Origin of the sequence: Nocardiopsis sp. MG754419 (assembly GCF_018207095.1) — a bacterium.
Lineage (GTDB): Bacteria > Actinomycetota > Actinomycetes > Streptosporangiales > Streptosporangiaceae > Nocardiopsis.
Genome location: NZ_QOCZ01000021.1, coordinates 17,006 through 42,675, shown reverse-complemented (window position 1 = coordinate 42,675; position 25,670 = coordinate 17,006). Strand labels below are relative to the sequence as shown.

General features: G+C 69.4%; 24 protein-coding genes, 1 tRNA gene and 1 pseudogene. 13 read left to right on the top strand and 13 right to left on the bottom strand.

Going from position 1 to position 25,670, the window contains the following annotated elements; translation table 11 throughout:
- Positions 1 to 37: 37 nt before the first annotated feature.
- Positions 38 to 616 (top strand): PadR family transcriptional regulator, encoded by a 579-nt coding sequence (locus DSY14_RS06695; protein ID WP_211715580.1) that lies wholly within the window; start codon positions 38 to 40, stop codon positions 614 to 616.
- Positions 617 to 664: 48 nt separating this feature from the next.
- On the opposite strand, the gene DSY14_RS06690 is transcribed toward DSY14_RS06695, so the two are convergent.
- The 4 genes from DSY14_RS06690 to DSY14_RS06675 form a co-directional block, all read right to left on the bottom strand.
- Positions 665 to 752, bottom strand: a tRNA-Ser gene (locus DSY14_RS06690).
- Between the two features lie 10 nt (positions 753 to 762).
- Positions 763 to 1,215 carry a nucleoside deaminase gene (locus DSY14_RS06685; protein ID WP_211715589.1) on the bottom strand — a complete coding sequence of 151 codons (453 nt, stop codon included), beginning with the start codon at positions 1,213 to 1,215 and terminating at the stop codon, positions 763 to 765.
- A gap of 35 nt (positions 1,216 to 1,250) precedes the next feature.
- Positions 1,251 to 1,739, bottom strand: a complete 489-nt coding sequence (locus DSY14_RS06680; protein WP_211715579.1) for a tRNA adenosine deaminase-associated protein — start codon at positions 1,737 to 1,739, stop codon at positions 1,251 to 1,253.
- Positions 1,740 to 1,780: 41 nt separating this feature from the next.
- Positions 1,781 to 2,281, bottom strand: a complete 501-nt coding sequence (locus DSY14_RS06675; RefSeq protein ID WP_211715578.1) for a tRNA adenosine deaminase-associated protein — start codon at positions 2,279 to 2,281, stop codon at positions 1,781 to 1,783.
- 321 nt (positions 2,282 to 2,602) lie between these two features.
- Here DSY14_RS06675 and upp point away from each other — a divergent pair, with 321 nt between their 5' ends.
- From upp to abc-f, 6 genes are all read left to right on the top strand, one after another.
- A complete protein-coding gene (gene upp / locus DSY14_RS06670) occupies positions 2,603 to 3,256 on the top strand; it encodes a uracil phosphoribosyltransferase (RefSeq protein WP_211715577.1) in 654 nt (217 codons plus the stop codon).
- Positions 3,257 to 3,688: 432 nt separating this feature from the next.
- Positions 3,689 to 3,931 (top strand): hypothetical protein, encoded by a 243-nt coding sequence (locus tag DSY14_RS06665; protein WP_211715576.1) that lies wholly within the window; start codon positions 3,689 to 3,691, stop codon positions 3,929 to 3,931.
- Between the two features lie 360 nt (positions 3,932 to 4,291).
- Positions 4,292 to 4,456, top strand: a complete 165-nt coding sequence (locus tag DSY14_RS06660) for a hypothetical protein (RefSeq protein ID WP_211715575.1) — start codon at positions 4,292 to 4,294, stop codon at positions 4,454 to 4,456.
- A gap of 19 nt (positions 4,457 to 4,475) precedes the next feature.
- Positions 4,476 to 4,991 (top strand): PH domain-containing protein, encoded by a 516-nt coding sequence (locus tag DSY14_RS06655; RefSeq protein WP_211715574.1) that lies wholly within the window; start codon positions 4,476 to 4,478, stop codon positions 4,989 to 4,991.
- Between the two features lie 241 nt (positions 4,992 to 5,232).
- Entirely contained in the window at positions 5,233 to 5,463 is a 231-nt protein-coding gene (locus tag DSY14_RS06650; RefSeq protein ID WP_211715573.1) for a hypothetical protein, read from the top strand.
- Between the two features lie 444 nt (positions 5,464 to 5,907).
- A complete protein-coding gene (gene abc-f, locus DSY14_RS06645; protein ID WP_211715572.1) occupies positions 5,908 to 7,602 on the top strand; it encodes a ribosomal protection-like ABC-F family protein in 1,695 nt (564 codons plus the stop codon).
- Positions 7,603 to 7,756: 154 nt separating this feature from the next.
- Here abc-f and dnaB read toward each other — a convergent pair whose 3' ends face one another.
- A complete protein-coding gene (gene dnaB / locus DSY14_RS06640) occupies positions 7,757 to 9,109 on the bottom strand; it encodes a replicative DNA helicase (RefSeq protein WP_211715571.1) in 1,353 nt (450 codons plus the stop codon).
- A gap of 349 nt (positions 9,110 to 9,458) precedes the next feature.
- Here dnaB and DSY14_RS06635 point away from each other — a divergent pair, with 349 nt between their 5' ends.
- Positions 9,459 to 10,808, top strand: coding sequence for an MATE family efflux transporter (locus DSY14_RS06635; protein WP_211715570.1), 1,350 nt, complete (start codon positions 9,459 to 9,461; stop codon positions 10,806 to 10,808).
- Between the two features lie 365 nt (positions 10,809 to 11,173).
- On the opposite strand, the gene DSY14_RS06630 is transcribed toward DSY14_RS06635, so the two are convergent.
- The 7 genes from DSY14_RS06630 to DSY14_RS06600 form a co-directional block, all read right to left on the bottom strand.
- Positions 11,174 to 12,007, bottom strand: a complete 834-nt coding sequence (locus tag DSY14_RS06630; RefSeq protein WP_211715569.1) for a peptidoglycan recognition family protein — start codon at positions 12,005 to 12,007, stop codon at positions 11,174 to 11,176.
- 176 nt (positions 12,008 to 12,183) lie between these two features.
- Positions 12,184 to 12,630: a 50S ribosomal protein L9 gene (rplI, locus tag DSY14_RS06625; RefSeq protein WP_211715568.1), complete on the bottom strand. Its 447-nt coding sequence runs from the start codon at positions 12,628 to 12,630 to the stop codon at positions 12,184 to 12,186.
- A 27-nt stretch (positions 12,631 to 12,657) separates the two neighbouring features.
- Positions 12,658 to 12,894, bottom strand: coding sequence for a 30S ribosomal protein S18 (rpsR, locus tag DSY14_RS06620; RefSeq protein WP_013155832.1), 237 nt, complete (start codon positions 12,892 to 12,894; stop codon positions 12,658 to 12,660).
- Positions 12,895 to 13,012: 118 nt separating this feature from the next.
- Positions 13,013 to 13,612, bottom strand: a complete 600-nt coding sequence (locus DSY14_RS06615; protein ID WP_211715567.1) for a single-stranded DNA-binding protein — start codon at positions 13,610 to 13,612, stop codon at positions 13,013 to 13,015.
- A 117-nt stretch (positions 13,613 to 13,729) separates the two neighbouring features.
- Positions 13,730 to 14,020 carry a 30S ribosomal protein S6 gene (gene rpsF, locus DSY14_RS06610; RefSeq protein ID WP_211715566.1) on the bottom strand — a complete coding sequence of 97 codons (291 nt, stop codon included), beginning with the start codon at positions 14,018 to 14,020 and terminating at the stop codon, positions 13,730 to 13,732.
- A gap of 287 nt (positions 14,021 to 14,307) precedes the next feature.
- A complete protein-coding gene (locus DSY14_RS06605; RefSeq protein WP_211715565.1) occupies positions 14,308 to 17,184 on the bottom strand; it encodes a transglycosylase domain-containing protein in 2,877 nt (958 codons plus the stop codon).
- A gap of 201 nt (positions 17,185 to 17,385) precedes the next feature.
- The gene (locus DSY14_RS06600) at positions 17,386 to 17,544 is read right to left on the bottom strand and encodes a hypothetical protein (RefSeq protein ID WP_211715564.1); all 159 of its coding nucleotides are present in this window, start codon (positions 17,542 to 17,544) and stop codon (positions 17,386 to 17,388) included.
- Positions 17,545 to 18,053: 509 nt separating this feature from the next.
- Between DSY14_RS06600 and DSY14_RS06595 the strand changes: the two genes are divergently transcribed.
- From DSY14_RS06595 to DSY14_RS06580, 4 genes and pseudogenes are all read left to right on the top strand, one after another.
- Positions 18,054 to 19,124 (top strand): inositol-3-phosphate synthase, encoded by a 1,071-nt coding sequence (locus tag DSY14_RS06595; protein WP_211715563.1) that lies wholly within the window; start codon positions 18,054 to 18,056, stop codon positions 19,122 to 19,124.
- Positions 19,125 to 19,229: 105 nt separating this feature from the next.
- Positions 19,230 to 19,412, top strand: a complete 183-nt coding sequence (locus DSY14_RS06590) for a hypothetical protein (RefSeq protein WP_211715562.1) — start codon at positions 19,230 to 19,232, stop codon at positions 19,410 to 19,412.
- Positions 19,376 to 19,777 (top strand): annotated as a pseudogene (locus DSY14_RS06585) (MFS transporter); the annotation flags it as partial. The gene DSY14_RS06590 and the pseudogene DSY14_RS06585, both read left to right, overlap by 37 nt.
- Positions 19,778 to 20,314: 537 nt before the next feature.
- Positions 20,315 to 21,040 carry a bifunctional 2-polyprenyl-6-hydroxyphenol methylase/3-demethylubiquinol 3-O-methyltransferase UbiG gene (locus DSY14_RS06580; RefSeq protein ID WP_211715561.1) on the top strand — a complete coding sequence of 242 codons (726 nt, stop codon included), beginning with the start codon at positions 20,315 to 20,317 and terminating at the stop codon, positions 21,038 to 21,040.
- Here DSY14_RS06580 and DSY14_RS06575 read toward each other — a convergent pair whose 3' ends face one another.
- Positions 21,041 to 22,531 (bottom strand): CCA tRNA nucleotidyltransferase, encoded by a 1,491-nt coding sequence (locus DSY14_RS06575; protein WP_374223986.1) that lies wholly within the window; start codon positions 22,529 to 22,531, stop codon positions 21,041 to 21,043.
- 337 nt (positions 22,532 to 22,868) lie between these two features.
- Here DSY14_RS06575 and DSY14_RS06570 point away from each other — a divergent pair, with 337 nt between their 5' ends.
- Positions 22,869 to 25,517: a DUF6049 family protein gene (locus tag DSY14_RS06570; protein WP_249187427.1), complete on the top strand. Its 2,649-nt coding sequence runs from the start codon at positions 22,869 to 22,871 to the stop codon at positions 25,515 to 25,517.
- The last annotated feature ends 153 nt before the right edge of the window (positions 25,518 to 25,670 follow it).

Sequence of the window (25,670 nt, the reverse complement as noted above, 5' to 3'; positions counted from 1 at the left end):
ACTCCGGCCCGGCCCGCACCCTTCCTAGAATGCGCTCATGTCCCTGCCCCACGCGATCCTCACCGCCCTGCTGGAGAAGCCCTCCTCGGGCCTGGAGCTGACCCGGCGCTTCGACCGTTCCATCGGGTACTTCTGGTCCGCCACCCACCAGCAGATCTATCGCGAGCTGGGCAAGCTGGAGAAGAACGCGTTCATCCGCGCCCTGCCGACCGACTCCCCCACCCGGGGGCGGCGCAAGGAGTACGAGGTGCTGCCCGCGGGCCGGGCCGAGCTGGAACGGTGGGTCGGCGAGAACGAACAGCCTCGCGCCCTGCGCGACACCCTCATGCTGCGGCTGCGCGCCACCGGGGTCGTGGGCGTGGACGCCGACTTCCTGGCCGAACTGCGCCGCCATCGCGCGTTGCACGGCGCCCGGCTCGCCGAGTACCGCGAGTTCCAGCGTCGGGACACGGCCCGCGGCCGGGGCACCGAACGCGACCGGGTCCAGGCACTGGTGCTGCAGGGCGGCGTCGACATGGAGCTCTTCTGGGTGAACTGGCTGGACCAGGCCATCGCCGAACTCGCGGACACCCCCGAGGACGCACCCGGCCCGGAGGACGACCGCGACCGGGCCTGAGGTCCGCGGGCACGAAAAAACCGCCCCCGGCGTACCGGGGGCGGCTGGTGGCGGTGGAGGAGGGATTTGAACCCTCGAAGGGTTGCCCCTTACCCGCTTTCGAGGCGGGCGCCATCGGCCACTAGGCGACTCCACCGAGAGGAACTCTACCGGATACGGCGGCGTGCGAAAAACCGACTGAGCAGGGACGAGCATCTTTCAGCGACGTTCTCGCTGATCAGGTCGGGTGGAATCACTTCCGGACGGTGGTTCTGCCGGGGGTCGCGGACCAGGTCCCACATCGATCCGACCGCGCCTGCCTTGGCGTCGCGCGCCCCGTAGACCAGGCGATCCACCCGGGCCAGCACGGTGGCGCCCGCGCACATCACACACGGCTCCAGGGTCACGACGAGCGTGCAGCCGCTCAGGCGCCACTCACCGCGCTCCTGGGCCGCCGCGCGCAGCGCCAGCACCTCCGCGTGCCCGGTCGGGTCGCCCGTGGCCTCACGTTCGTTGTGGCCGCGTCCCAGCACCGTTCCGTCCGGCCCCAGCACGACCGCGCCGACGGGGACGTCGTCCGTCTCCAGGGCGAGCCCGGCCTCGTCCAGGGCCAGGAGCATCGCCGCGTCGACCGCGGCGCGGTCGAGGGCGCCGGTCACAGGCGCATCGCGTCGAGAAGGTCGGCGAAACCGGAGCGTTCGGCCACCACCGCGAGCACGTCGCCGGGCAGTACGCCGCCACCGGCGGACAGAGACCTCAACTCGTCGGCCGGGACCCCGAAGTCGGCGAGCAGGTCGTCATCGCCGTCGGGACGCGGGTCCGGTCGACCGCTCGTGCTCTCGGAGGGCCGGGGACTGCCCAGGCCACCGGCCACGGACAGGATCTCGGCCATCGGATGGTCGTGGACGACCCGCCCGTCGGACAGGTAGACACGCGGGTCGGAACCCGTCTCGTCCACGCGCACGACGGCGAACCACTCGTCGTCCGCCTCGACGAAGAGCAGGGCCATGTCGCTGCCCCACTCCGTCTCGTAGTCCAGCATGAGGTCGGTGATGTCATCGATGACCTCGACGTCATCGAGATCGACCTCGGCTCCGCGCCAGGCTCTGCCGTTGGGTGCGAAGACAGCTGCGAAGGTCGACACGGACCACCCTCCCGTCTCTCCAGGTCGCTTCCGTGGCGTCCTTACCCCATACCGTCGAGGACACGCTGAAAGGCCTGGGCGAATCCGAGCCGCTCGGACACGCTGGCGAGCACCTCGTCGGGGTACAGGTCCAGATCACCCGCCAGGGCGCCCAGCTCCATCTCGTCCAGCCCCAGATCCGCGACCACCGACAGGTCGCCCGCGGGCAGGACCTGGTCGAGATCGTCGTCGTCGGGCAGGTCGATGTCCAGGTGGTCGAGGACGTCCCTGGCCACCTGCCAGTCCACCGAGGCGGTCACGTCGGACAGGAAGAGGGAGACGTCCTCCCCGTACACCCGGACGATGATGAAGAAGTCGTCACCGACGGACACCAGGCCGAGGGACCCACTGATGCTCGGCTGCTGCCGCAGGGCGTGGATCAGGCCCTTGAGGTCGTGGACCAACGCGATGGGGAGGAGATCGACATCCCAGTACTCCTCTTCCCTGTACGCGACGGCCGCAAAGTCACCCGAGTCGTCGTCACCATGATCGAGCACTGTCATCGTCACCCCAACCCGGACGGTGTATCGGTGCGGACGAGGGGAGCAGACCCGCCCGTGCGAGTGTCATGGTAGCGATCACTCACACCTCGCAGCCTCGTTCGTCCGCCGTGGATCGGACCACGTTCTCATGACAGGCGCCTCCCGCGCGCCCCCGCGTGCGATCCCACCCCTCTTCCCCCCGATCCGGACACTCCGTACGAGGGAGGGAGCCGATGGCGGCACGTCGCGGTTGCCCCGGTCCGGGGGATACGCGCGGTTAGACTCGTGCCGGTCCCTCCACCCATGCATCGTCCTGTTGTCCCAGCTCACCCGGAGAACGTTTTGGAAACCCTGGTCGTCGACCACCCCTTGGTCTCGCACAAACTGACCACCCTGCGCGACGTGCGGACCGACTCACCGACCTTCCGACGGCTGACCGACGAGCTGGTGACCCTGCTCGCCTACGAGGCGACGCGGGATGTCCGAGTGACAGAGGTCACCCTCGACACCCCGCTCGTGCAGACCACCGGAATCCAACTGTCGCGTCCGACCCCGCTCGTCGTGCCGATCCTGCGCGCGGGTCTCGGCATGCTCGACGGCATGACCCGTCTGCTGCCCACGGCCGAGGTCGGCTTCCTCGGCATGGCCCGCGACGAGGAGACCCTCCAGCCCGCGACCTACGCGGACCGGCTGCCCCAGGACCTGTCCGGGCGCCAGTGCTACGTGCTGGACCCCATGCTGGCCACCGGCGGCACCCTGGCCGCGGCCCTGAAGCTGCTGGTCGAGCGCGGCGCCGACCACATCACCGCGATCTGCCTGCTGGCGGCGCCCGAGGGTCTGGTCGCGGTGGAGCGCAAGCTGGAGGAGTCCCTGCCCGAGGACCACGGGGCCACGCTCCGCGTGGTGACCGCCGCCGTGGACGAGCGCCTGGACGAGAACGGGTTCATCCTCCCGGGGCTCGGCGACGCGGGCGACCGTCTCTACGGCTGCTCCTGACCCCAGGCCCCGCGGCGTCGCCGCACCCGCCCTGCGAGCGCCCGATCAGTGAACCGATCGGGCGCTTTTTCGGTTCCTTTGTGCGAGAGTGAATGAACGGCCGAAAATCGGGCATTAAGGCCTCAGGCCGTGCCCCCGACCCACGTCGCCCCAGGTCGACCCTGCTCGACCGACGCCCCAGAGACACGGTGCTGTATTAGCCGAATTCATTTCGAGATTGGAACGTAACAGATTAGGGTGATCATGGTTCCTGACCACCCGTAACCGGGTGGATGCACCAGACCGAAACCACCCCACAACGGGTGCCGGCCACCGATACCCGAGCGCACCGCCCCTTTTCGCGGCGGCGTTCGAGCGAACCCTCGGCGGCTACGCATAGCCCCCATGCGCACACGCCCCGTGCCGTTCACCCCGCAATCCAAAAGGAGTGAGATGCCCGAGAACCCCTCCCCCTCGAACACCCAGGCCGGCAGCGACCCCCACTTCAGTCCTGTCGTCAGTCGCCTCGCCTCGGAGTTCTCGGACGTGCACCACTCCGGCACCGTCTCCCGTTGCGTCGACGCCGCCCGACACGGCGCCCAGGACGTGACCGGCCGCGCCACCCCGGACCTCGTGGAACGGATCGCGCGCCAGCACCTCCAGGTCCTGGCCCTGGCCTTCGCCGAACAACGCTGACCGGGTTCGGCCCTTTTCGGCCACGCGGAATGCGCCACTCGGGAAGACCGGGAAGCGCCGCGAAGGCGGCTCCCCCGGACCGCTCTGCGGGCCCCGAAGGCGCACCGCGTCGCCCATCCGCCCATCAGGGGACACTCGACGGCCGTCCGCACCACGCCTGACCTGCTCGGGCGCGGAAGCACTTTCCGGACCGTCTTTCTCACGGATAACAACACCACCGGAACCGGACACAGACCGCAAGTGGCGAACGTCCGACATAACGCCACGCCGAGGGTGCGCCTCAGGCTTTACGGGCATGATGGTCAATGCAACAATCACTGCTGGGTCGGTGGGTCAGGTGGATTCCAAGGGGAGTCAGTCGTGGCGAAGTTGAAGAAATGGGGCGGCTACGCGCTCATCTTTTTCGTAGCGTTTTATCTGCTCACGCAGCCGGAAAGTGCGGCCGGGGTGATCCAGAGCGCCCTGGGCGGCCTGATGGGCGGCGCGGAGTCGATGTCCCGCTTCGTCAACGCACTGCTGCCGTAGGCGCGAGAGAGCGGGTGCCATGAAGCTCGTAGCCTCCAGCAACGCGGCACCGGCGTCGGTCAACCGCTACCTCCTGCCGCACGAGCAGGACGTGGTGACCATCCGTCGTCATCCCGCGGTCCTCATCGGTCCGGTGGCGATCGTGCTGGCAGCGTTGATCCTCGCGGGGATCCTCAGCCAGACGATCGGAAGCGGCCCGAGCGGGGGCGCGGTCCTCGCCGTCATCTGGTGGCTCTGGCTGCTGGTCCTGGTGTGGTTCGTCTGGCGGGTCGCGGAGTGGTCGGTGGACTACTTCGTCATCACGTCCGCACGGCTGCTGCTGACCACGGGCCTCATCACCCGCCAGGTGAACATGATGCCGCTGGGCAAGGTGACGGACATGCGGTTCGAGCGCACCCTGCTCGGACGGTTCCTCGGTTACGGAACCTTCGTCATGGAGTCCGCCGGTCAGGATCAGGCACTCAGCAGGATCGACTTCATTCCCTACCCCGAGCAGCTCTACCTCGAGGTCGTGGGACTGATCTTCAAGGAGTGACCGGCCCCGCGCCCGACGCTCAGAGCACCCGCCTCGGAGGCGGGTGCTTTTTCGTGTCCGGGTTCGGTCGACCCGCCTCCGGGTAGGGGGCGGTTACCCGTTCGTTCACCTTCTGTTCACTTTGGGCGCGAGGGTGACGGTGAAAGCGCCGCACAGCAGGGTGCGACACCGCGTACCGAATTGACTCCAAGGTGAACAAAGGGTTAACCTGGGTCATCCGCACAGGAAACGAGGAGGCTTCATGGCACGCAGGACCGACCCCGCGCCGCACCTCTCTCGCACGTTGAACTCCCGTCGGCGCAGTCGATCCGCGGCCGAGAGCCACCGTCTTTCCGGCCTGGCCCCCCAGCCCACGCAGGTCCCTCGACCGCGTGAGGACGCCGACGCGACCACATCGGAGCACCCGATCATGCACTGGGTTCTGATCACCGACGAGAACGGACGCACGCGACCCGAGGCGCGCTGGCTCTAGCCGCCGCCCGACACACGCGAAGAGGAGCCACCCGCACCACGCGGGTGGCTCCTCTTCGTCTGGGGCCGATCTCTTTGTCGACAAATCGGCAAGGCAATAAAGCAAGATACAGACGTCCGAATCCAGGGGCTCCGGGCGCGACCGAGAGTGACTCCGGTCTCACGAAAAAGCCCTTGCCCCCCAGTGAGACGAGACGTACCGTCTCATTCATGTTGCCGTAGATCCTTCCCGCACCGGACTCCCACGTTCCGAGCCCCGCGCGCCCACCGTCACCAAGGGGGGTCGCGGCTCCGTCGGCGTCCGTTCCTCGCGACCAGGGAAGGTCATCGCACCGGCGCTCATCGTCTTCCGGACAGCAACACCTCGCCATGCTGTTGTCCGAAACCGGGCCCGCTCCCGTCGCGCACCACGTTCTCGACCCCACCGACGCGACAGGAGGTCCCCATGTTCGGACCACGCCACCGCCGACAATCCCGGCTCACCCTCGAAGCGATCACCCTGCGATACGGGGACCACACCGTTCTGGACCGTGTCGACCTCACCATCGCGCCCGGCGAACGCGTCGGCGTCATCGGCGACAACGGCTCCGGCAAGAGCACCCTCCTCCGGTTGATCGCCGGAGAGGAGCGCCCCGACAACGGCGAACTCACCGTCCGAGCACCCGGAGGCATCGGCCACCTCGCCCAGTCCCTGGACGCGGTCCCCGGCGGTGTGCCCACCGGGACCGTCGACGACGTGATCGACACCGCGCTCCGGGACCTGCGGGACCTGGAGCGACGCATCCACTCCGCCGAGGTCGCACTCGCGGACGCCGACGAGCGGGAGATGGACGCCTACGCCGCGCTGGTCGCCCGGTTCGAGGCCCGGGGCGGCTACGACGCCGATACCCGGGTCGACACCGGCCTCCACGGGCTCGGACTCCCCGGCCTCGACCGGGACCGCCCGCTGGTCACCCTGTCCGGCGGGGAACGCTCGCGGCTGGCGTTGGCGGCGACGTTGGCCTCCGATCCGGAACTGCTCCTCCTGGACGAGCCCACCAACGACCTGGACGACCGCGCGGTCGTCTGGTTGGAGGAACGTCTGCGCCGGCATCGTGGGACCGTCGTCGCCGTCACCCACGACCGGACCTTCCTGGCCCGCGTGACCGACACTGTGCTGGAGGTGGACGCCGACACCCGTCGGATCCGGCGCCACGGCAACGGGTACCACGGGTACCTCGCCGCGCGGGCGGCGGCCCGCGCACGGTGGATCCGCGAGTACGAGGAATGGCGACAGGAGCTGTCCCGGCAGCGCCGCCTCGTGTCCGGCAACGCCCGTCGTCTGGACGCCATCCCGCGCCGGATGGCGAAGGCGGCGTTCGGACACGGCGCCTTCCGGCTGCGCGGCGCGGCCCACGGGACCATGGGGCGCATCCGCAACGCCAAGGAGAGGGAGCAGAGGTTGCTCCAGCACCCGGTGGCGCCCCCACCGGTGCCGCTGAGGATGACCGCGGAGTTCGCCGGCGGCGACGGGGACGCGGAGGGGACGGCCGCCGTCCTCGACGACGTCCGTGTGGCCGACCGACTGCACGTGCCCGGGCTCCGGATCGTTCGGGGCGAGCGCGTGCTGGTCACCGGACCGAACGGAGCGGGCAAGTCCACGCTGCTCGGGATCCTGGCCGGAGAGCTCGCACCCGACACGGGGACGGCCACCGTGTCCGGCCGCGTGGGGCTGTTGCGTCAGGAGGATCCACCCCCGGTGGCCGGGCACACGGTTCTGGGGGCCTACGCCGCGGGGAGGCCCGGGCACGCGGAGGAGTACCGGGACGAGTTGGCCGCGCTGGGACTGTTCCGGCACGGCGCGCTCGACCGACCGGTGGCGGCGCTCTCCGTGGGGCAGCGTCGACGGATCGAGGTGGCCCGTCTGACGTCGGGCGCCCATGACCTGCTGCTCTTGGACGAGCCCACCAACCACCTCTCCCCCGGCCTGGTGGAGGAGCTGGAGGAGGCGCTCGCCCACTACGCCGGGACTCTGGTGATCGTGAGCCACGATCGCCGAACGCGTGAGCGCTTCACCGGCCGCCGTCTTCGACTGGAGCAGGGGCGCCTGGTCGGCGACATGTCGACGAATCTCTTTGTCGACATTCCGGCCAGCACATAAGTCGACTTATGGATTGACCGTTACTACGGGGCGTGACCGAAGTGGTCACGCCCCGTAGAGGAACCGGCGACGACGACCGGTCCGCGGTCGGAAAGCGCCGGCCGTCGTGCGCGGTGCGCCGGTGGCCCCGGCACGCGGCCGGACCGAGGGCCCTCTAGCCGGGTGCCATGTCGACGAAGCGGCTGTAGTGGCCCTGGAAGGCCACGGTCACGTCGGCGGTCGGACCGTTACGGTGCTTGGCCACGATGATGTCCGCCTCACCGGCGCGCGGCGACTCCTTGTCGTGCACGTCCTCGCGGTAGAGCAGGATGACCATGTCCGCGTCCTGCTCGATCGATCCCGACTCACGCAGGTCGGAGACCTGGGGACGCTTGTCCGTACGCTGCTCGGGGCCACGGTTCAGCTGGGAGAGCGCGATCACCGGGACCTCCAGCTCCTTGGCCAGGAGCTTGAGCGAACGCGACATCTCCGAGACCTCCTGCTGGCGGCTCTCCACCCGGCCGGGTGAACTCATCAGCTGGAGGTAGTCGACGATCACGAGCTTGAGGTCGTGCTGCTGCTTGAGCCGGCGGCACTTGGCCCGGATCTCCATCATCGACATGTTCGGCGAGTCGTCGATGAACAGCGGGGCGCCGGCCACCTCGCCCATCCGTCGCGCCAGGCGGGCCCAGTCGTCGTCGGTCATCAGACCCGAGCGCATGGTGTGCAGGGGCACCCGCGCCTCGGCCGACAAAAGACGCATGACGATCTCGTTGCGCCCCATCTCCAGGCTGAAGAACACGGACGCCATCTCGTTCTTGATGGACGCCGCCCGTGCGAAGTCCAAGGCCAGGGTGCTCTTACCCACGGCCGGACGGGCGGCGATGATGACCATCTGGCCGGGGTGGAGCCCGTTGGTGAGCGCGTCGAAGTCGGCGAAGCCGGTGGGGACACCGGTCATGCTGCCGTCGTTGGCGCCGATGGCCTCGATCTCGTCCAGGGCGCCCGGCATGATGTCGCCGAGGACGACGTAGTCCTCGCCGGTGCGTTTCTCCGCGACCTTGTAGATCTCGGCCTGGGCGTGGTCGACCAGGTCGTCGACCTCACCGTCACCGGAGTAACCGATCTGCGCGATGCGCGTGCCCACCTCGACCAGGCGGCGCAGGACGGCACGGTCCGAGACGATCTTGGCGTAGTAGCCCGCGTTGGCCGCGGTGGGGATCGCCTCGGTGAGCGTGTGCAGGTACGGGGCGCCGCCCACACGGGTGGCCTCGCCGCGTTTGGTCAGTTCGGCGTTGACCGAGATGGCGTCGACCGGCTCACCACGGGAGAAGAGGTCGACGACGCTCTCGTAGATGATCTGGTGCGCGGGTCGGTAGAAGTCGGCCGAGCGGATGATCTCGACGACCTGGCTGATGGCGTCCTTGGACAGGAGCATGCCCCCCAGGACGCTCTGCTCCGCCTGAATGTCGTGCGGAGGGGTGCGCTCGTATCCGCCTTCTTCAGGTCGTTGCTCGGCGACACTCACGAACTACTCCCCCACACCCGACGCGTGCGTCGGCCCGGGCTCGGACCGACCCTCCCAGCATGCCGTATCCGGGTGACGGTGGATGCCGGGATCCACCCTTGGGGACACACCTTTACCATCACATCCCCAACCCTGCGGGGCATTGTGCACACAGGTTATGCACATCACCTGTGGATAACTATGCCACCAGTCCCCTATAGCCCATTTGAACTGCGAAAACAGGACTTGCTACAGGGACGTGCAAGATGCCTCACAGGGAGGCTTTCCACAGGTTATCCACAGGCTTCCGACGGCCTGTGGACAACCTCACCACGCCGCTCGAACGTCTGTCCGGTAATGTGGCTCCGCCATGGCCAGACTCCTCTCGGCGGCCCCCTTCCGACACCGCCACGACCGCGAGATCTTCGCGCTCGCCGTTCCCACGTTCTTCGCGCTCATCGCCGAGCCGCTCTTCCTGCTCACCGACGCCGCCATCGTCGGCCGTCTCGGCACCCAGGCGCTGGGCGGACTCGGTGTCGCCGGACAGGTGCTGTTGACCCTGGCCGCGGTGTGCATCTTCCTCGCCTACGGGACCACCGCCGCCGTGGCCCGCAAATTCGGCGCGGGGGACATCCCCGGCGGTGTGCGCGACGGCGTCGACGGTCTCTGGCTCGCCGTCCTGTTGGGCGTGGCCGCGATCGGCATCGGCTGGCCGCTCGGCCCCTGGATGATCGACGCCCTCGGCGCCTCCCCCGAGGTCGCCCCCTACGCCCTCACCTATCTGCGCATCAGCCTGCTGAGCACACCGTTCCTGTTGATCATCATGGCGGGCACCGGGGTGCTGCGCGGGCTCCAGGACGCCCGCACCCCGTTGGTGGTGGCGGTGGCCTCCTACATCGCCAACGCTGTCCTGTGCGCGACCTTCGTCCTGGTCCTGGACTGGGGCATCGCCGGCTCCGCCTGGTCGACCGTGCTCGCGCAGGGCGCGGGAGCGTTCTGGTACGTGGCCACCATCGCCCGCGCGGCACGGCGCGCGGGTGTCTCACCGCTGCCGAGCGTGGCCGGATTGCGTTCCTCGGCCTCGGCGGGTTTCGCGCTGTTCCTGCGCAGTGTGTCCATGCGGGTGGTGGCCCTGGTGACCACGGCGGTGGCGGCCCGTCTGGGAGACGAGTCGATCGCCGCACACCAGGTGAGCTACAACGTCTGGGCCCTGCTGGTGTTCGCGATGGACGCCATCGCCATCGCGGGGCAGTCGATCGTGGGCCGCTACCTGGGGGCGGGGGACGTCCGCGGCACCAAGGAGGCCACCCGCCGCATGGTCGAGTGGGGGGTGCTGGCCGGCCTCGTGTTCACCGTCCTGGTCTTCCTCATCCTGCCCTGGGCGCACCTGCCGTTCACCGCGGATCCCCGCGTGGCCGCGTTGATCACGGCGTCGCTGGTGGTCGTGGCACTGATGCAGCCGCTCAGCGGTGTGACCATGGTGCTCGACGGGGTGCTGATGGGCGCCGGGGACCAGCGTTACCTCGCGTGGGCCTCCCTGTGGACGATGCTGGCGTTCCTGCCGTTCGCCCTGGTCCTCCCGCACCTGGCGACCTCCCAGATGTGGGGGCTGGTGGGGCTGTGGGTGGCCTTCTCGGTGTGGATCCTGGCCCGCGCCATCACACTCGGCCTGCGAGCGCGGGGAACCGCCTGGCTCGTCACCGGCGCGACACGTCCCTAGCTCCCGGGTCCGCGACCAGCGGGCGGTTCGGTGGGCACCCGGCCCCCATGCCCCGGGGCGTGCGTTCGGAAGCCGTCGGACCGTGCTCTCCGCGCCACGGGGAGGAGCCGGAGGCGGGATCGCGAGGCACGCTCCTTCCCAGGCACCGAGGGATCCCGACCACTCGCTTCCCGAGCACCGACCGAAGCGCGGCGGAGTGGCCCCGGCGAACACGGCGACCGCCCCTGCGGCGGGGGCCGGGGGCGGTCGTGGTGCGTTCTCGAGCGGACTCCGGCCGGGGCGGGTGGGACCCGGAGGTGGGCACGCCCCCGGCCACCCCGACCTGCGATGTCCGAACGGCGGGCGGAGGCCGGATCGGCCAGGGGTCAGAAGGACGTGTCGAGGTCTCCGAGAGCGGGGCCGTGGAAGAAGGTGGCGACGCGCTCGGCCTCGGGCGCGTCCGGGTAACTCGGTAGCTGTTCCACGGTCAGTTCCTCTCCCGCGAAGTGGCTCAGGTGGCTGAGCTGTTCGCGCATGCGGCTCCCGACGTCGTCGCGGAGCTTCGGGAGCATGGAGTAGAGCTTGTCCCCGGGGCAGTTGGTGGCGTTGTAGTCGCGGTGACCCACGATCGCCTCCTGGGGGTCCAGGCGGTACACCAGGCACAGCCAGGTGCAGGTGTCCACCAGGGCGGACATCAGCGCCTTCGGTGGGGTCGCGGAGGTGTAGGTGCCCTCGCTCTCGATGCCGATGGTGTGCGAGTTGTGGTCAGCCGTGTGCGCGCCCAGGACGTGGCGCCCCTCGCGAATGGCCTGGAGGGACTTGTCCCGCCCCTCCATGATGTGCCCGCCGCGGCTGATGGTGAGCTGCTGGCCGGTGTCGATCCAGCCGTTGCTGTCCATGTGGTAGCCCTGGATGGACCGTGACAGACCGGCGGCGTGGCCGGTGGACGTGTCGGACACGTTCCCGGTCGCGGTGTGGTGGACGACGATGTGCGTGGGTCCCTTGGCCAGGACCTCGACCGCCCCCTTGGGTGAGCGGGCCTTCCAGTTCGATCGGGTGTACAGCTTGGGGGTCGCGGCGGCGGAGGCCTGGCCCACGGCGGAAACCCCCAGCGCACCACCGAGGAGCACTCCCCCGGCGGCCAGGACCGTCCCCCGCAGCATCAGCCTGCGGTCCACCGCCTTCGGGTGGTCGATCTCGGGTCGTTTCTCAGCGGCCATCGGTATGCTGTCCTCTCCGTGCGGAGCGTCGCGGGACACGACGCGACACAGAGATCACGATAGGTTACATAGCGTGTTCAAAGGGTGGTATTCCCAGGCCGGGCGTGTTCATCGGACGGCAAAGAACCCCGCCCCTCGGAGGAGGGGCGGGGTTCCGAGACCGGAAAGGTCGGCGACTAGACGCCGGCGATGTCCAGCTTGATCGGCGCGGTGACCTCGGGGTGCAGGCGGACCTGGACCTTGTGGGCACCGACCGACTTGATCGGGTTCTTGATCTCGATCCGGCGCTTGTCCAGCTCCGGGCCACCGGCGACCTTGACGGCCTCGACGATGTCCGCGGGCGTGACCGAGCCGAACAGACGACCACCCTGACCGGCGCGCTGCTTGAGACGCACGTTCAGAGCGCTGACCCGACCGGCGACCTGCTGGGCCTCGTCCAGGGTGCGGATGTCGCGCGCCTTGCGGGCACGCTGGATCAGGTCGATCTGCTTCTGACCGCCACGGGTCCACCGGATGGCGAACCCACGGGGCAGCAGGTAGTTGCGGCCGTAACCGTTCTTCACCTCGACGACATCGCCGGGGGCTCCGAGACCGTTGACCTCGTGGGTCAAAATCAGCTTCACGTCAAAAACCTCCCTCGGATATCGCCGCTAGCGAGCGGTGCTGGTGTAGGGCAGCAGGGCCACCTCGCGCGCGTTCTTGATCGCGGTCGCGACGTCGCGCTGGTGCTGGGTGCAGTTGCCGGTCACCCGACGAGCACGGATCTTGCCGCGCTCGGAGATGAACTTACGGAGAAGCGTGGTGTCCTTGTAGTCGATGTAGGACTGCTTCTCCTGGCAGAAGAGGCAAACCTTCTTCTTGGGCTTGCGCGCTGCCGGCTTAGCCATCGTGGTGCTCCTTCGCAAGAGCCCCGGGGTCCTCCCGGGGATGGGCTGGGACATGGAAAGGGTGACGCGGCGCCGTCCACGGCGCCGTGTCGGGTGTTACGCGGGGTGTGGGGTCGCCCTAGAACGGGGGCTCGTCGGAGAAACCTCCGCCGCCGCCACCGCCACCGAAGCCACCGCCACCGCCGCCTCCGTTGGTCGCCCACGGGTCGTCGGCGGGAGGACCACTGCGGCCGCCCTGGCCGCCCTGCGATCCGCCGAAGCCGCCGCCCTGGTTCCCGTAGCCGCCGCCCTGCTGGGGCTGACCGCCACCGAAACCGCCGCCACCGCCACCACCGAAGCCGCCGCCGCCCTGACGCTGCGTCTTGGTCACCTTCGCGGTGGCACTACGCAGAGCCGGGCCGACCTCCTCGACGTCGATCTCGAAGACGGTGCGCTTCTCGCCCTCACGGGTCTCGTAGGAGCGCTGCTTCAGACGGCCCTGCACGATGACGCGCATGCCCCGCTGAAGGCTCTCCGCCACGTTCTCCGCGTACTGCCGCCAGACGCTGCAGGTGAGGAACATGGACTCGCCGTCCTTCCACTCCCCCGACTGACGGTCGAAGGTGCGGGGCGTCGAGGCCACACGGAAGCTGGCGACCGCGGCTCCACTGTTCGTGAAGCGCAGTTCAGGGTCGTCGACGAGGTTTCCGACGAGCGTGATCTGGGTTTCGCCTGCCATGGATCGGCTCCGGTTCGAGATAGTTCGGATCAGGCGGTTACGCCTGGTCCCCGCATCATCCACGTCACCAAGGACAAAACGAACGGGCGGGGAACAGGGGGACGGGCACGGAGGTGCCTAGTGAACCTCGGGACGCAGAACCTTGGTGCGGAGCACGGCCTCGGCGATGCCGAGCTGACGGTCGAGCTCCTTGACCGTCTCGGGCTTGGCGGTCAGGTCGATGACCGCGTAGATGCCCTCGGAGTTCTTGTCGATGTCGTAGGCGAGCCGACGCTTGCCCCAGATCTCCGTCTTCTCGACCGAGCCGCCTTCGTTGCGGATGACACCGAGGAAGTTCTCCAGCGACGGAGCGACGGTGCGCTCGTCGAGGTTCGGGTCGAGGATGACCATGATTTCGTAACGACGCATAGGCGTACGTTCCTCCTCTGGACTGTTGCGGCCATGGAATCTCCATGGCAGGAGGGCAGGAGCCCGGGGTCTCGTCGTCTCGGTCGGGCCGGGACGCACCACTCGGGCTCTGAGCCATACAGCCTCCGAGCTTACCAGCAGCGCACCACCACCGGTGCGGAAGCGGGGAGGTTCCGGACACGCTCACACCCTCGGGACCGCCCCCGCACACGAACGGGGCCGGTGCCCGAGAGATCCTCGGACACCGGCCCCGTGAACCGGCGGTGGGCCGCCCGTTCAGTCCGGGATCACTCCCTGGGCCTGATCAGACTGTTGTTGTTGCCCTGGTTCTGATCGTTCCCGTCACCCGGCTGTCCCGGGATACCGGGCGGGTCCTCGTCCTCACAGTCCGGCTGGAACCAGTTGTCACCGCAGTCCTCCGGGTCCTCAGGACCCTCGCTCTGATCGCATCCGGGCTGCCCGGGCTCGCAGTCCTCGGGGCTCTCCTCGGTCTCGCAGTCCGGCTCGCGCGGGTCGCACTCCGTCTCGGACTCCTCCTCGGTGGGCTCCTCGGTGGGCTCCTCTTCCTCTTCCGGCGTCTCGCTCGGGGTGGGTGTCGGCAGGTAGCTCAGCTCCTCACCGACCCACTGGGGTTCGGGGAACTGCTGGTGCTCCCGCCCCTCCATGGCGGTCTCCATGAAGTCCTTCCAGACCATCGCGGAGGTCGTACCACCGAAGACGTCACCGACCTGGGCGCCGAAGTCCAGCGGTTCACCGCTGAAGCGGCTCAGACCCACCGCGGTCGAGAGTTGCGGCGTGTAGCCCACGAACCAGGCCGAGACCGCGTCCGAGGAGGTACCCGTCTTACCGGCCACCGGGCGACCGTCGTCCAGGGCCGCGTTGCTGGCGCCGCCCTCCAGGACCGCCTGCTGCATGGCGTAGGTGGAGTCGGCGGCGACCCCCTGGTTGATGATCTCCTCGCCCGACTCGATCTCGTCGGCGTCATCGGGGGTGATGACCTCGCCGCCGGCCGTCTGGAGCTCGGTGACCATGTGGGCCGGGAAGTGGCGCCCCTCGGCGGCGAAGGTGGAGTACCCGCTCGCCATGTCGAGGGTGTTCACCTGGTGGGTGCCCAGAGCGATGAGCGGCCCCACGGTGGAGGTGGTCTGTCGGTCCGGGTGCACGCCCATCTCGACGGCGAGTTCGTCGACCCGGGTCTCGCCGACCTCGATGGCCAACTCGACGAAGCTGGTGTTGACCGAGTCGGCGGTGGACTGGATGAGGTCCACCTCGCCGTAGTCCCGCTCCCCCGAGTTGATGACCGGGCTGGCCAGCCCAAGGAACTCGCGTCCGCTGTCACCGTCGAAGCGGCTGTTGAGGCTGATGCCGTCCGCCAGCGCACGGGCCAGTACGTACGGCTTGTACGCCGAACCCGCCTGCGTCTGGTGCACCAGGGAGTTGTTGATCACCTCGGCCACGTTCGGGCCACCGTTGAAGGCGACGATCTGCCCGGTGGTGGGGTCCACCGCGGTGAGACCGCGCATGGTGTCGTCGTCCTCCTCCGTGGAGGCCGGCAGGACGTCGAACGCCTCCTCCGCGGCGGTCATCAGCTCCGGGTCGAGCGAGGTCTTGATGACCAGACCCTTGGTGGCGATGTCGGCGCCGGTGACGTTGGAGCCCGCGTAGCGCTCCTCGACCTCGTTGATCACGGCCTGACGGACGTACCCCAGCTTCGGGTCGTCCGTGGACGCCTCGGGGTTGTAGTCGATGGTCTCGGGAATCTCGAGGGACTCGGCCTCGGCGCGGGGCAGCCCACGCTCACCGTTGGTCTCCTCGTGCATCGTGGCCAGCTGGTTCTGGACGTAGGGCCAACGCTCGTCGTTGAGGTAGGTCTCGGTCCAGGAACCCTCTTCGGGGTTCTCGAAGTTGCTGGGCATCTGGATGATGAGGCCCAGGTACGCGCCCTCGGCCTCGTCCAGGTCGCTCACACTCTTGCCGAAGTACTCCTGCGCGGCCATCTCGATGCCGGAGGCGCCACGACCGAAGTAGATCGTGTTGAGGTAGATCGTGAGGATCTCGTCGTGCTCGACCTGCTGGCTGAGCTTGATGGAGATGAAGATCTCGCGGATCTTCCGGGTCAGCGGCTCCTCGCCCTGGAGGTCGCTGTAGTAGTTCCTGGCCATCTGCTGGGTGATGGTCGAACCACCGCCGGCCTCACCACCGGAGAGCAGGGCGCGGCCGATACCCATGATGTTGATGCCCGGGTCCTCGTAGAAGGTGCGCTGCTCGGCGGCGAGCACACCGTTGACGACGGACTCCGGGATCGCGTCGCGTTCGATCACGACACGCTTGACCTCACCGGTGGTGAGGGCGAGTTCCTCATCGCCCTCCTCCCCGGCCCAGTAGATCTGGGTGGCGGAGGAGTCGTTCTCCGCGTTCGCGTCCAGGTCGTCCGCGTCGGGCGCCATGGCGTAAAGAACGGCGAAGGCGGCCACGCCACCGATGAACATCAGGCCGCAGAAGGCCAGTGCGGGCTTCCACGCCTTGGACATGAAGCGCTTGAACCAGTGACGGTCGTCCGGCTCCTCTTCACGGGAGCGACGACGGCCACCGCCGCCACCACCGCCGGCGCCCCGGCCACCGCGGCCCGGAGGGCGACGGCCCTCGGAGCGGGAGCCGTGCTCACGGTCGCGTTCACGGGGGTCGCGAGGTCCGGCGGCCCGGCGGCGCCCACCGGCGCGCGGGTCGTCGGGACGACGGCGCGGACGCTCCCCGTCCTCCGGCCCACGGCGGGGGCGGTCTCCGTCCTCCGGGCGGCGTCGCGGGCGCTCCCCGTCCTCGGGACGGCGTCGCGGACGGTCTCCGTCCTCGGGACGGCGGCGCCTGCTCTCGTCCGGGCGGCGGGGGCGGTCGCCCTCGGCGCGGCGTCGTCCGCCCTCGGGGCGCGGGCGTCCTTCGGATCGCGCTTCGGCCTCGGGGGGACGCTGCCTGCGACGCGGGGGCGTCTCCTCACCCCCCCAGAAACCGCCGTCGTCCGCGGGCTCGGGGCGGCGGCGTCCGCCGTCACGCTGTTCCCGGGGCGGGCCGTCGGCCCTGCGCCGTCCGCCGTCGCCGCGCGGACCGTCGTCCGGGCCGCCGGCCCGGCGACGGCCGCCTTCGGCACTCCGTCGTCGTTCGGTACTCACGTGGTCCTCGATTGCCTCTCACGGCCGATCGGCCTGACGATTCCTTGGTGGAAACGGGGGACTGTCCCCCTGGGGGATCGGTGATTCGCGACCTGTTCGCGGTGTGCCGGCGAGGGTCTGGGCCGGCGTGGCCCGGTTTCCACCGCTGTTGCCTGTCGTTCAAGGCTTGATAAAGAGACGCCCATCCACGGGCGGAGGTTTTCAACAGGTCGCGAAGACGTTGGCCGCTACTTCCTCCTGATCGTTGGCCTGCGGATGCGCTTCCCCGTGTTCATCGGCGTTTCGATCCGATGTGAACGCCGCCGCGGCGGTGGCTTCGTCCGGGGGTTCGACCGGCCGCACACGCAAATCCAGAGTCACGGTAGAGCGATCGAACGGTATAGCACAACCCACGCGCGAGGGTATCGCGCGCTTGACCCGCACCATCACCGTGTGTCGGATTACCGGCGTCGCGGCAGGTCAGGGGAGCGAGGCCGTTCGGCTCTCGTCCTGTGACAGCGATCACGACCATGATCGACCCGAGGGCATCGGCCCAGTTGGGAGCGGGGGTGTGACATTGCCCGTGGGTGATTCCCGGGCCGCGAGGGGCGTTCCACCGTCACTGTGGGCCACGAGACTCCCGGAAGGCCCCGGTGACATGCGTTCCCACGGGGAAAGCGAAGATAGAGTCACAGCAGAACAAACCAGCCAGACATGCACAGTTCTCCCCCGTAGCCGACGGCCCTGAGGGGGGAACAGAACCGCCGTGCGCGCTGCTGACCACATACGGAATACGAACGCAGGATGACGAGCCCCGAACCGCCGTCGGAGCGGGCCCGTCGCCATGCGCTGTGGAAGCCATGTTCGCGGAGAAGAAGGAGCAAGGACCAATGGGTTCGGTACGTGTAGCCGTCGTGGGCGTCGGCAACTGTGCGGCGTCGCTCGTCCAGGGCGTGCAGTACTACAAGGACGCCGACCCGGAGTCCCGGGTCCCCGGTCTGATGCATGTCCGGTTCGGCCCGTACCACGTGCGCGACATCGAGTTCGTCGCCGCCTTCGACGTGGACGCCAAGAAGGTCGGTCACGACCTCGCCGACGCGATCGTGGCGAGCGAGAACAACACCGTCAAGATCTGCGACGTCCCGCCGACCGGCGTGACCGTCATGCGCGGCCCGACCTACGACGGTCTGGGCAAGTACTACCGCGAGATGGTGCAGGAGTCCGCCGAGGACGCCGTGGACGTGGTCGCCGCCCTCAAGGCGAGCAAGGCCGACGTTCTCGTCTCCTACCTGCCCGTGGGTTCGGAGGAGGCCGACAAGTTCTACGCCCAGTGCGCCATCGACGCGGGTGTGGCCTTCGTCAACGCCCTCCCGGTGTTCATCGCCTCCGACCCCGAGTGGGCGGAGAAGTTCACCAAGGCCGGTGTGCCGATCATCGGCGACGACATCAAGTCGCAGATCGGCGCCACCATCACCCACCGGGTGCTGTCCAAGCTGTTCGAGGACCGGGGCGTGGTCGTGGACCGCACCTACCAGCTGAACTTCGGCGGCAACATGGACTTCAAGAACATGTTGGAGCGGGAGCGTCTGGAGTCCAAGAAGATCTCCAAGACCCAGTCGGTCACCTCGCAGATCCCGCACGAGCTCAACGCCGGCGCCGTGCACATCGGCCCGTCGGACCACGTGCCGTGGCTGGACGACCGCAAGTGGGCGTACATCCGCTTGGAGGGGCGCGCCTTCGGTGACGTCCCGCTGAACCTGGAGTACAAGCTGGAGGTCTGGGACTCCCCCAACTCCGCCGGCATCATCATCGACGCGGTGCGCGCCGCGAAGATCGCCAAGGACCGCGGCATCGGTGGTCCGATCCTGGCGCCCTCCTCCTACTTCATGAAGTCGCCGCCCGAGCAGTACAGCGACGCCGAGGCGCACGACGCCGTCGAGCGCTTCATCGCGGGCGAATAGTCCATCCGGCGTCCCGACGACGAGGGACGCCCCCGCCCGGGGCCGTCGAGGCCCCGGGCGTACTCCTGCCCTGACCTGCCCACGGACACGATCCACTCTGAACACGTGTCCTTCCTCGGCGACCTGGGCGCGGTCCTCGGAGGATCCCGGTTCCGCCGGCTGTTCGGCACCCGGTTGGTCTCACCGTTCTCCGACGGCCTCTTCCAGGCCGGCCTGGCCGGTTTCGTCTTCTTCGACTCCGCCCAGCCAGAAGAATCGGTGCGAGCGCCCGGATCGCCTGCCTCTTAGTGGTGGGGGCCGTGCCGCCGGTGGCGGTCCCGCCCTTCTCCCCCGCACTGTTCCCGGTGGCCGCGTTCGTGCCGGGTTTCGTGTCCCAGGGGATGAAGGTCAGCGTCGACACGTTGGTTCGGCGACATGTCGACGATGTCTTCCGAGGCCGGGTGTTTTCCCTCGACGACGTGCTGTTCAACGCCACGTTCGTGCTGGGAGCGGTGTCGGCCGCGGTACTGGTGCCCCCGTCCGGGGTGAGCGTGCCGATGGTCGCGGCGATGGCGTTCGTCTTCCTGTCGATGAGCCTCGTGTGGGCCGCACGGGCCCGCCGCCCGGACTGCGGTGGAGCGAGGCGGCGACCGGCCGTCGACATGTCGACCTGACGACTGATCGACCGGCCCCAGAGGACCGCGGGCACCCATGCCCGCCCCCTCCGGGTCCGAAGTGGAGGCCCCGGAGGCGGAGCACCCGGCTCTTCGTCTCCTTGTAGACCCGCAGACCGCGCGCACGGTGGTGCGCCGGCGCGTGCTCACCGTAGAGGGAACAGGTGTGCGGCCACACCCGCCGGGTCCCCGCCCGCTCCGGCCACCGCTCCCCCAGGTCCCAGGTCCGCAGGGTGGCCTCGGTGAACATGCGTCCCCCGAGCCCTCGGCCGAGGAACCCGGGCGGCAGGTCGAAGTAGGCGATCTCGACGTCGCCGCCGGCCGGGCCCTCCGATTCGGCGCAGACCGCGGGCGTCCCCTCCAGGTACAGGACCCAGCTCTCCAGGGGGCGCCACCCGCGCGCGCCACTGTTCGCGATCCCGGTCGGCCGGGGCGGCGGTACGGACCGGGTCGACATGTCGATCCATCGATGTGTGATCAAAGAGTCACTTATTGTAGTCTCCGCGGCAAGAATCGATCGACAGGGAGATGGTGACCATGAGCGGCGGATACGGACTCGGCAACCCGTCCAGCGCCTTCGGGGCCCGGGGGGTCGCCAAGCGGATCGGGGCGGTGGCCCGCCAACTCCCCACCTGCGGGGACCGACTGCTCGACGTCGGCTGCGGCGACGGCACCTACACCGTCGCGCTCGCCGAGGGCTACGCGCGGGTGGACGCCGTCGACGTCGAGCCCGGCCGACTCGACGCCTTCGCCGCACGCGTCGCGGGCACCGACCTGGAGGACCGGGTCGAGGTGCACAAGATGTCCGCGGACACACTCGCCTTCGAGGACGGCGCCTTCGACCGGGTCACCGCCTTCGAGGTGCTCGAACACCTCGACCACCTGGAGGAGAGCGTCGCCGAGATCCACCGCGTGCTGGCCCCCGGCGGCGCGTTCTCGCTCACGACCCCCAACCGGTGGTTCCCGTTCGAGACGCACGGGGTGTTGTGGGGCGACCGCCGCCGTTCCGCGCTGACCGCCCCGTTCCTGCCGTGGGTGCGCCCCCTGCACGAACGGATGTCGGACGCGCGGGCGTTCACCACGCAGGAGATGGGCCGTCTACTGCGCGACGCCGGCCTGCGCGTACGCGCCATCGACTACCTCATGCCGCCGTTCGACCGTCGGCCTCGGGCGTTCCAGACCGTCGCGGACGGCCTGGAGTCCACCCCGGCACGGGTGTTCGGCATGGCGATGGTGGTCACCGCCGTCAAACCGGGACTCTGACTACTCCAGGTGCTCGGCCGCCCAGGAGCGCAGCTCCGCGGCGGCCGCCTCCTTGTCCATGGGTCCGTTCTCCAGGCGCAGCTCCAGCAGGAAACGGTAGGCCTTGCCGATCTGGGGCCCGGGTTCGACGCCGAGGATCTCCTGGATCTCGTTGCCGTCCAGGTCCGGGCGGATCCGGTCCAGCTGCTCCTGTTCGGCGAGCTCGGTGATCCGACGCTCGATGTCGTCGTAGGAACGGGAGAGCGCCGCGGCCTTGCGCCGGTTGCGGGTGGTGCAGTCGGCACGGGTGAGGATGTGCAGCTGTTCGATCAGCTCACCGGCGTCGCGGGCGTACCGACGGACCGCGGAGTCGGTCCACTCGCCCTTGCCGTAGCCGTGGAAGCGCAGGTGCAGCGCCACCAGGTGGCCGACCTGGGTGACGACGTCCTTGGGGAAGCGCAGCGCGGTGAGGCGCTTGCGGCTCATGGAGGCCCCCACCACCTCGTGGTGGTGGAAGGTCACCCGGTTGCCGCCCTCGAAGGCACGGGTCTTGGGCTTGCCGATGTCGTGCAGCAGCGCGGCCAGGCGCAACACCAGGTCGGGCTCGTGACCGCGGGCCCGCTCCAGGTCCATGGCCTGGTCCAGGACGGTGAGCGAGTGCTCGTAGACGTCCTTGTGCCGGTGGTGCTCGTCGATCTCCAGGCGCATGCGGGGAATCTCCGGCAGCACGTGGTCGGCGATGCCCAGGTCCACCATGAGCTCGATCCCACGCCGGGGGTCCCGGCTGAGCATGAGCTTGGTGAGTTCGTCCCGGATGCGCTCGGCGGAGACGATGGTGAGTCGGTCGGCCATGTCCCGGGCGGCCTCGGCCACCTCGGGCGCCAGGGTGAAACCCAGTTGGGCGGCGAACCGCACCGCGCGCATGATGCGCAGCGGGTCGTCGCTGAAGGAGTCCTCCGGACGTCCGGGTGTGCGCAGCACCTGGTCCCGCAGGTCGGCCAGTCCGCCGAAGGGGTCCACGAACTCACCGCTCGGCAGGCGCACCGCCATCGCGTTCACCGTGAAGTCACGGCGCAGAAGGTCGTCCTGGATGTCGGTCCCGTAGGACACCTCGGGCTTGCGGGACTTGGGAGAGTAGGCCTCGCTCCGGTAGGTGGTGATCTCCACCTGCAGACCCTTCTTGCGCAGGCCCACCGTGCCGAACTCGATCCCGACGGTCCACACCGAGTCCGCCCAGCCGTCGACCAACTCCAGGATGCTCTGGGGCACGGCGTCCGTGGTGAGGTCCACGTCGTTGGACTCACGCCCGAGCAGAGCGTCGCGCACGGGCCCGCCGACGACGGCGAGCTGTCGGTCCTGCGCTGCGAAGCGGTCACCGAGGTCCTCGGACACCGGTCGTATCGAGTCGATCAGCGCGGTGATCGCCGCCCGCTGCTCACCGGTCGGTTCGCTCATGACCGCGGGACGGGCACCGGCGGTGTCGTTCTCACTCGAAAACTCTGTGTTCGGCACACCACGCAGATTAGGCGGACGCGCGGGGTGACCGCGAATCGCCGTCGTGACCACGCCGTGCCTGGCGCGCACCCCGCGCAGGATGAAAGGCTGTCCCCGCCACGCGCCGGGCAGGGGCGCACCAGAACCCGGGTTCGGGGAACGCGGTATCTTCTGGTGGAGTGGTGGCCCATCACGTTCAGCCCATGGCCACCGGCCCCGCCTCACGCCGAGCGCGCCGCGCGGGCACCCCATCCGTCCTCGCCCCGTCATTCCACGTCTTCGGCGGGACGGACACCTGGCCCCGAATCAGGAAACCGGTCAAGCGTTGCGTCGAACTGCTTCCACGGCCGCGGTCATGGCCATGACCGCCGCGCTGCTCCCGATCCCGGCCACACTCTCGCCCGCCTCGGCGGATCCCGAGAACGAGGAGTCGGTGTCTCCGGTCGTCGTGGACCGGATCACTCCGGACGCCATCGACGAGGACAGCACTCTTCGCGTCGCCGGTGAGGTGACCAACACCACCGACGCCTCCGTCGAGGACGTCACCGTCAGGATCCGTTACTCACGCCATTCCTTCAGCTCCCGCGAGGAGCTGGACGAGTTCGCCTCGGGCGAGGGTTGGCAACCCGACGCCGAGGGTCCGGAGGAGGAGTTCGAGGGCGCGCTGGAGCCCGACGCCGGCCTCGAGTACACGCTCAGCACGCCGGTGGAGGACCTCGGCCTGGGGTCCTACGGCGTGTACCCCATGGTCGTGGAGGCGGTGGACGGCGACGGTGATCGGCTGGGCGCGCAGTACACCTTCCTCCCCTACACCGGGGACGACGACGTCGACGCACTGGACCTGGCATGGGTCTGGCCGTTGATGGACGACCCCCAGCGCGCCGACGACGACACCTTCCTGAGCGAGGACCTGCACACGGCCGTGACCGAGGACGGGCGTCTCGGTCGGCTGCTGGCCACCGGGGCCCAGGTCCCGCTGTCCTTCGAGCCCGGCGAGGAGGACCTGATCGAGGAGCTCGGTCTGGAGGAGGACGAGGGCGAGGGGGAGCCCTCCCCCGAGGCCTCCCCCTCGCCCACCGAGGAGTCGCCCGAGGCGGAGGCGACGGAGGGCGGTTCCCCGTCCCCCGAGGCCTCCCCCTCGCCGGAGGACGAGGCCACCGAGGACGAGCCCACGGAGGCCCCCGAGGAGGACGACGAGGCCCCGGAGGAGATCCCCGAACGGACCGACGGTGTTCCCATCACGTGGGCGGTCGACCCGGGGACCATGGACGACATCCTCCGCGGCGCCACCGAGGAGCACGACGTCCTGGAGGACCTGTTGGAGGTCCCCGCCGGATCCGAACCCGAGCGCCACCGGCTCCCGGCCGACGTGGCATCCCAGGTGTGGCTGCGCGAGGCCCGCCGGGTCCTGCCCGCGGACACCGTGGTGGCCACCCCCTACGCCAACACCGACCTGGTGTCGCTGCTGCGCAACGACATGGGCGCCGACGCCGAAGCCTCCCTCTCCCTGGCGCAGGAGGCCATGCTCCGCGCCCTCGCGATGGAGGCCGACGGCAGGTTCGCGTTCCCGGCCCGCGGGCTGATGGACGAGAACGTCCAGGAGCTGTACTCCGAGCACGACGCCCACCGCTTCCTCCTGCGCGAGTCGGCCCTGCCGCCCCTGTCGCGGCTGTCCACCACCCCGACCACGGAGACCCCGCTGCCGGCCGGGGAGAACGACGAGGAAGAGCCGTTCGCCCTGGTCTCCGACTCCGGGTTGACCCAGGTCCTGTCCATGCCCTCGCACGGGCCCGGCGAGGCCACGCTGGCCCTGCAACGCTTCGCCGCGGAGACCGCGATGATCGCGGGCGAGAACGTGGGCGTCGACCGTGTCGTGGTCGCCTCTCCGGTCGCCGGCTGGGACCCCAGCCCGGAGCTGGCCTCCGGTGTGCTGGAGGCCACGGAGGACCTGCCCTGGCTGTCGCCCGAGCGCCTGGACCGGGTGGAGCCCGCCGAGCCGGGCGAGCGGGAGGAGACCCGGGAGGACCTCACCTATCCGGACCACGCCTACGACGACGAGCTCAGCTCCACCTACCTCGGTCAGGTCGAGGACGTGGGCCGGGACGTGCGTCTGTTCAACAGCATCCTGGTCGGTGACAGCGACCCCTTCCGGCCCGCCATCGTGCGGCTGGAGTCGGTGTACTGGCGCGAACGCGAGGCACTGGCCGGCGCGACCCGTTCGGTGATCGGTCAGTCCGTGCAGAACCGGATGCAGGACGTGCGGGTCATCCCGGGCGAACCGGTGACCCTGGCCAGCAGCACGGGGATCACGGGGGTGCTCGTCGCCAACGACCTGGAGGACGAGACCGTCTACGTCCACCTGTCGGTGTACTCGGAGAACTCCGAACGGCTCAACATCGGCGGCTACACGTCCGACTTCGAGATCGAACCCGGGGCCAAGACGACTGTCTACATCCCGCTCTCCGCACGGATCAACGGCACCACCACCGTGCACGTGAGCCTCCAGAACTCCAACGGCGAACCGATCAGCCCCCAGGAGACCCTGATCCAGGTGAACGCCACGGGTCTGGGCACCCAGGCCCTGCTCATCAGCGGGATCGGTCTGCTGATCCTCATCGCGGCCCTGGCGCCGCGGGCCCTGCGCAAGTGGGCCCGTCGGCAGGCGGCCAAGGCCGCGGCCGCCGAGGGCGTGGCCCCGAACGGCGAGGCGAACGACGCGGAGGACACCGCGGGCACCGGGGTCACGGGTGGTGAGAACGGCGCCGACGACGAGGACGCCGCGGACCGCGCGGAGACGACCCCGTCGGACGAGCCGGACGTGTCTTCCCGGGACGGGTCCGCGAAGGACGACACCACCCCCACGCCCGACGGCGCCGGTCGCGGCGGCGAGGGCGCGGGATCTACCGGGGAACCCACGAACCCACAGGACACAGAGGACGACGCGGACACCGAGAACGGCGACCCCGACGAGGGCCGGTCGAACGACGGGGACCCCCGCACGTGACCCCGGGCACCGACGCGACGAGATGACGGGGCGACCTGTCGACATGTCGCTCCGTCGATCTCTCCCCTTGTCCACACGTCGCCCGGCTCCACTCCCCCGCCCGGACTCCCCCACCGGGAGCCGCGGCCCGCAACCTCCGATGAAAGGAACCCT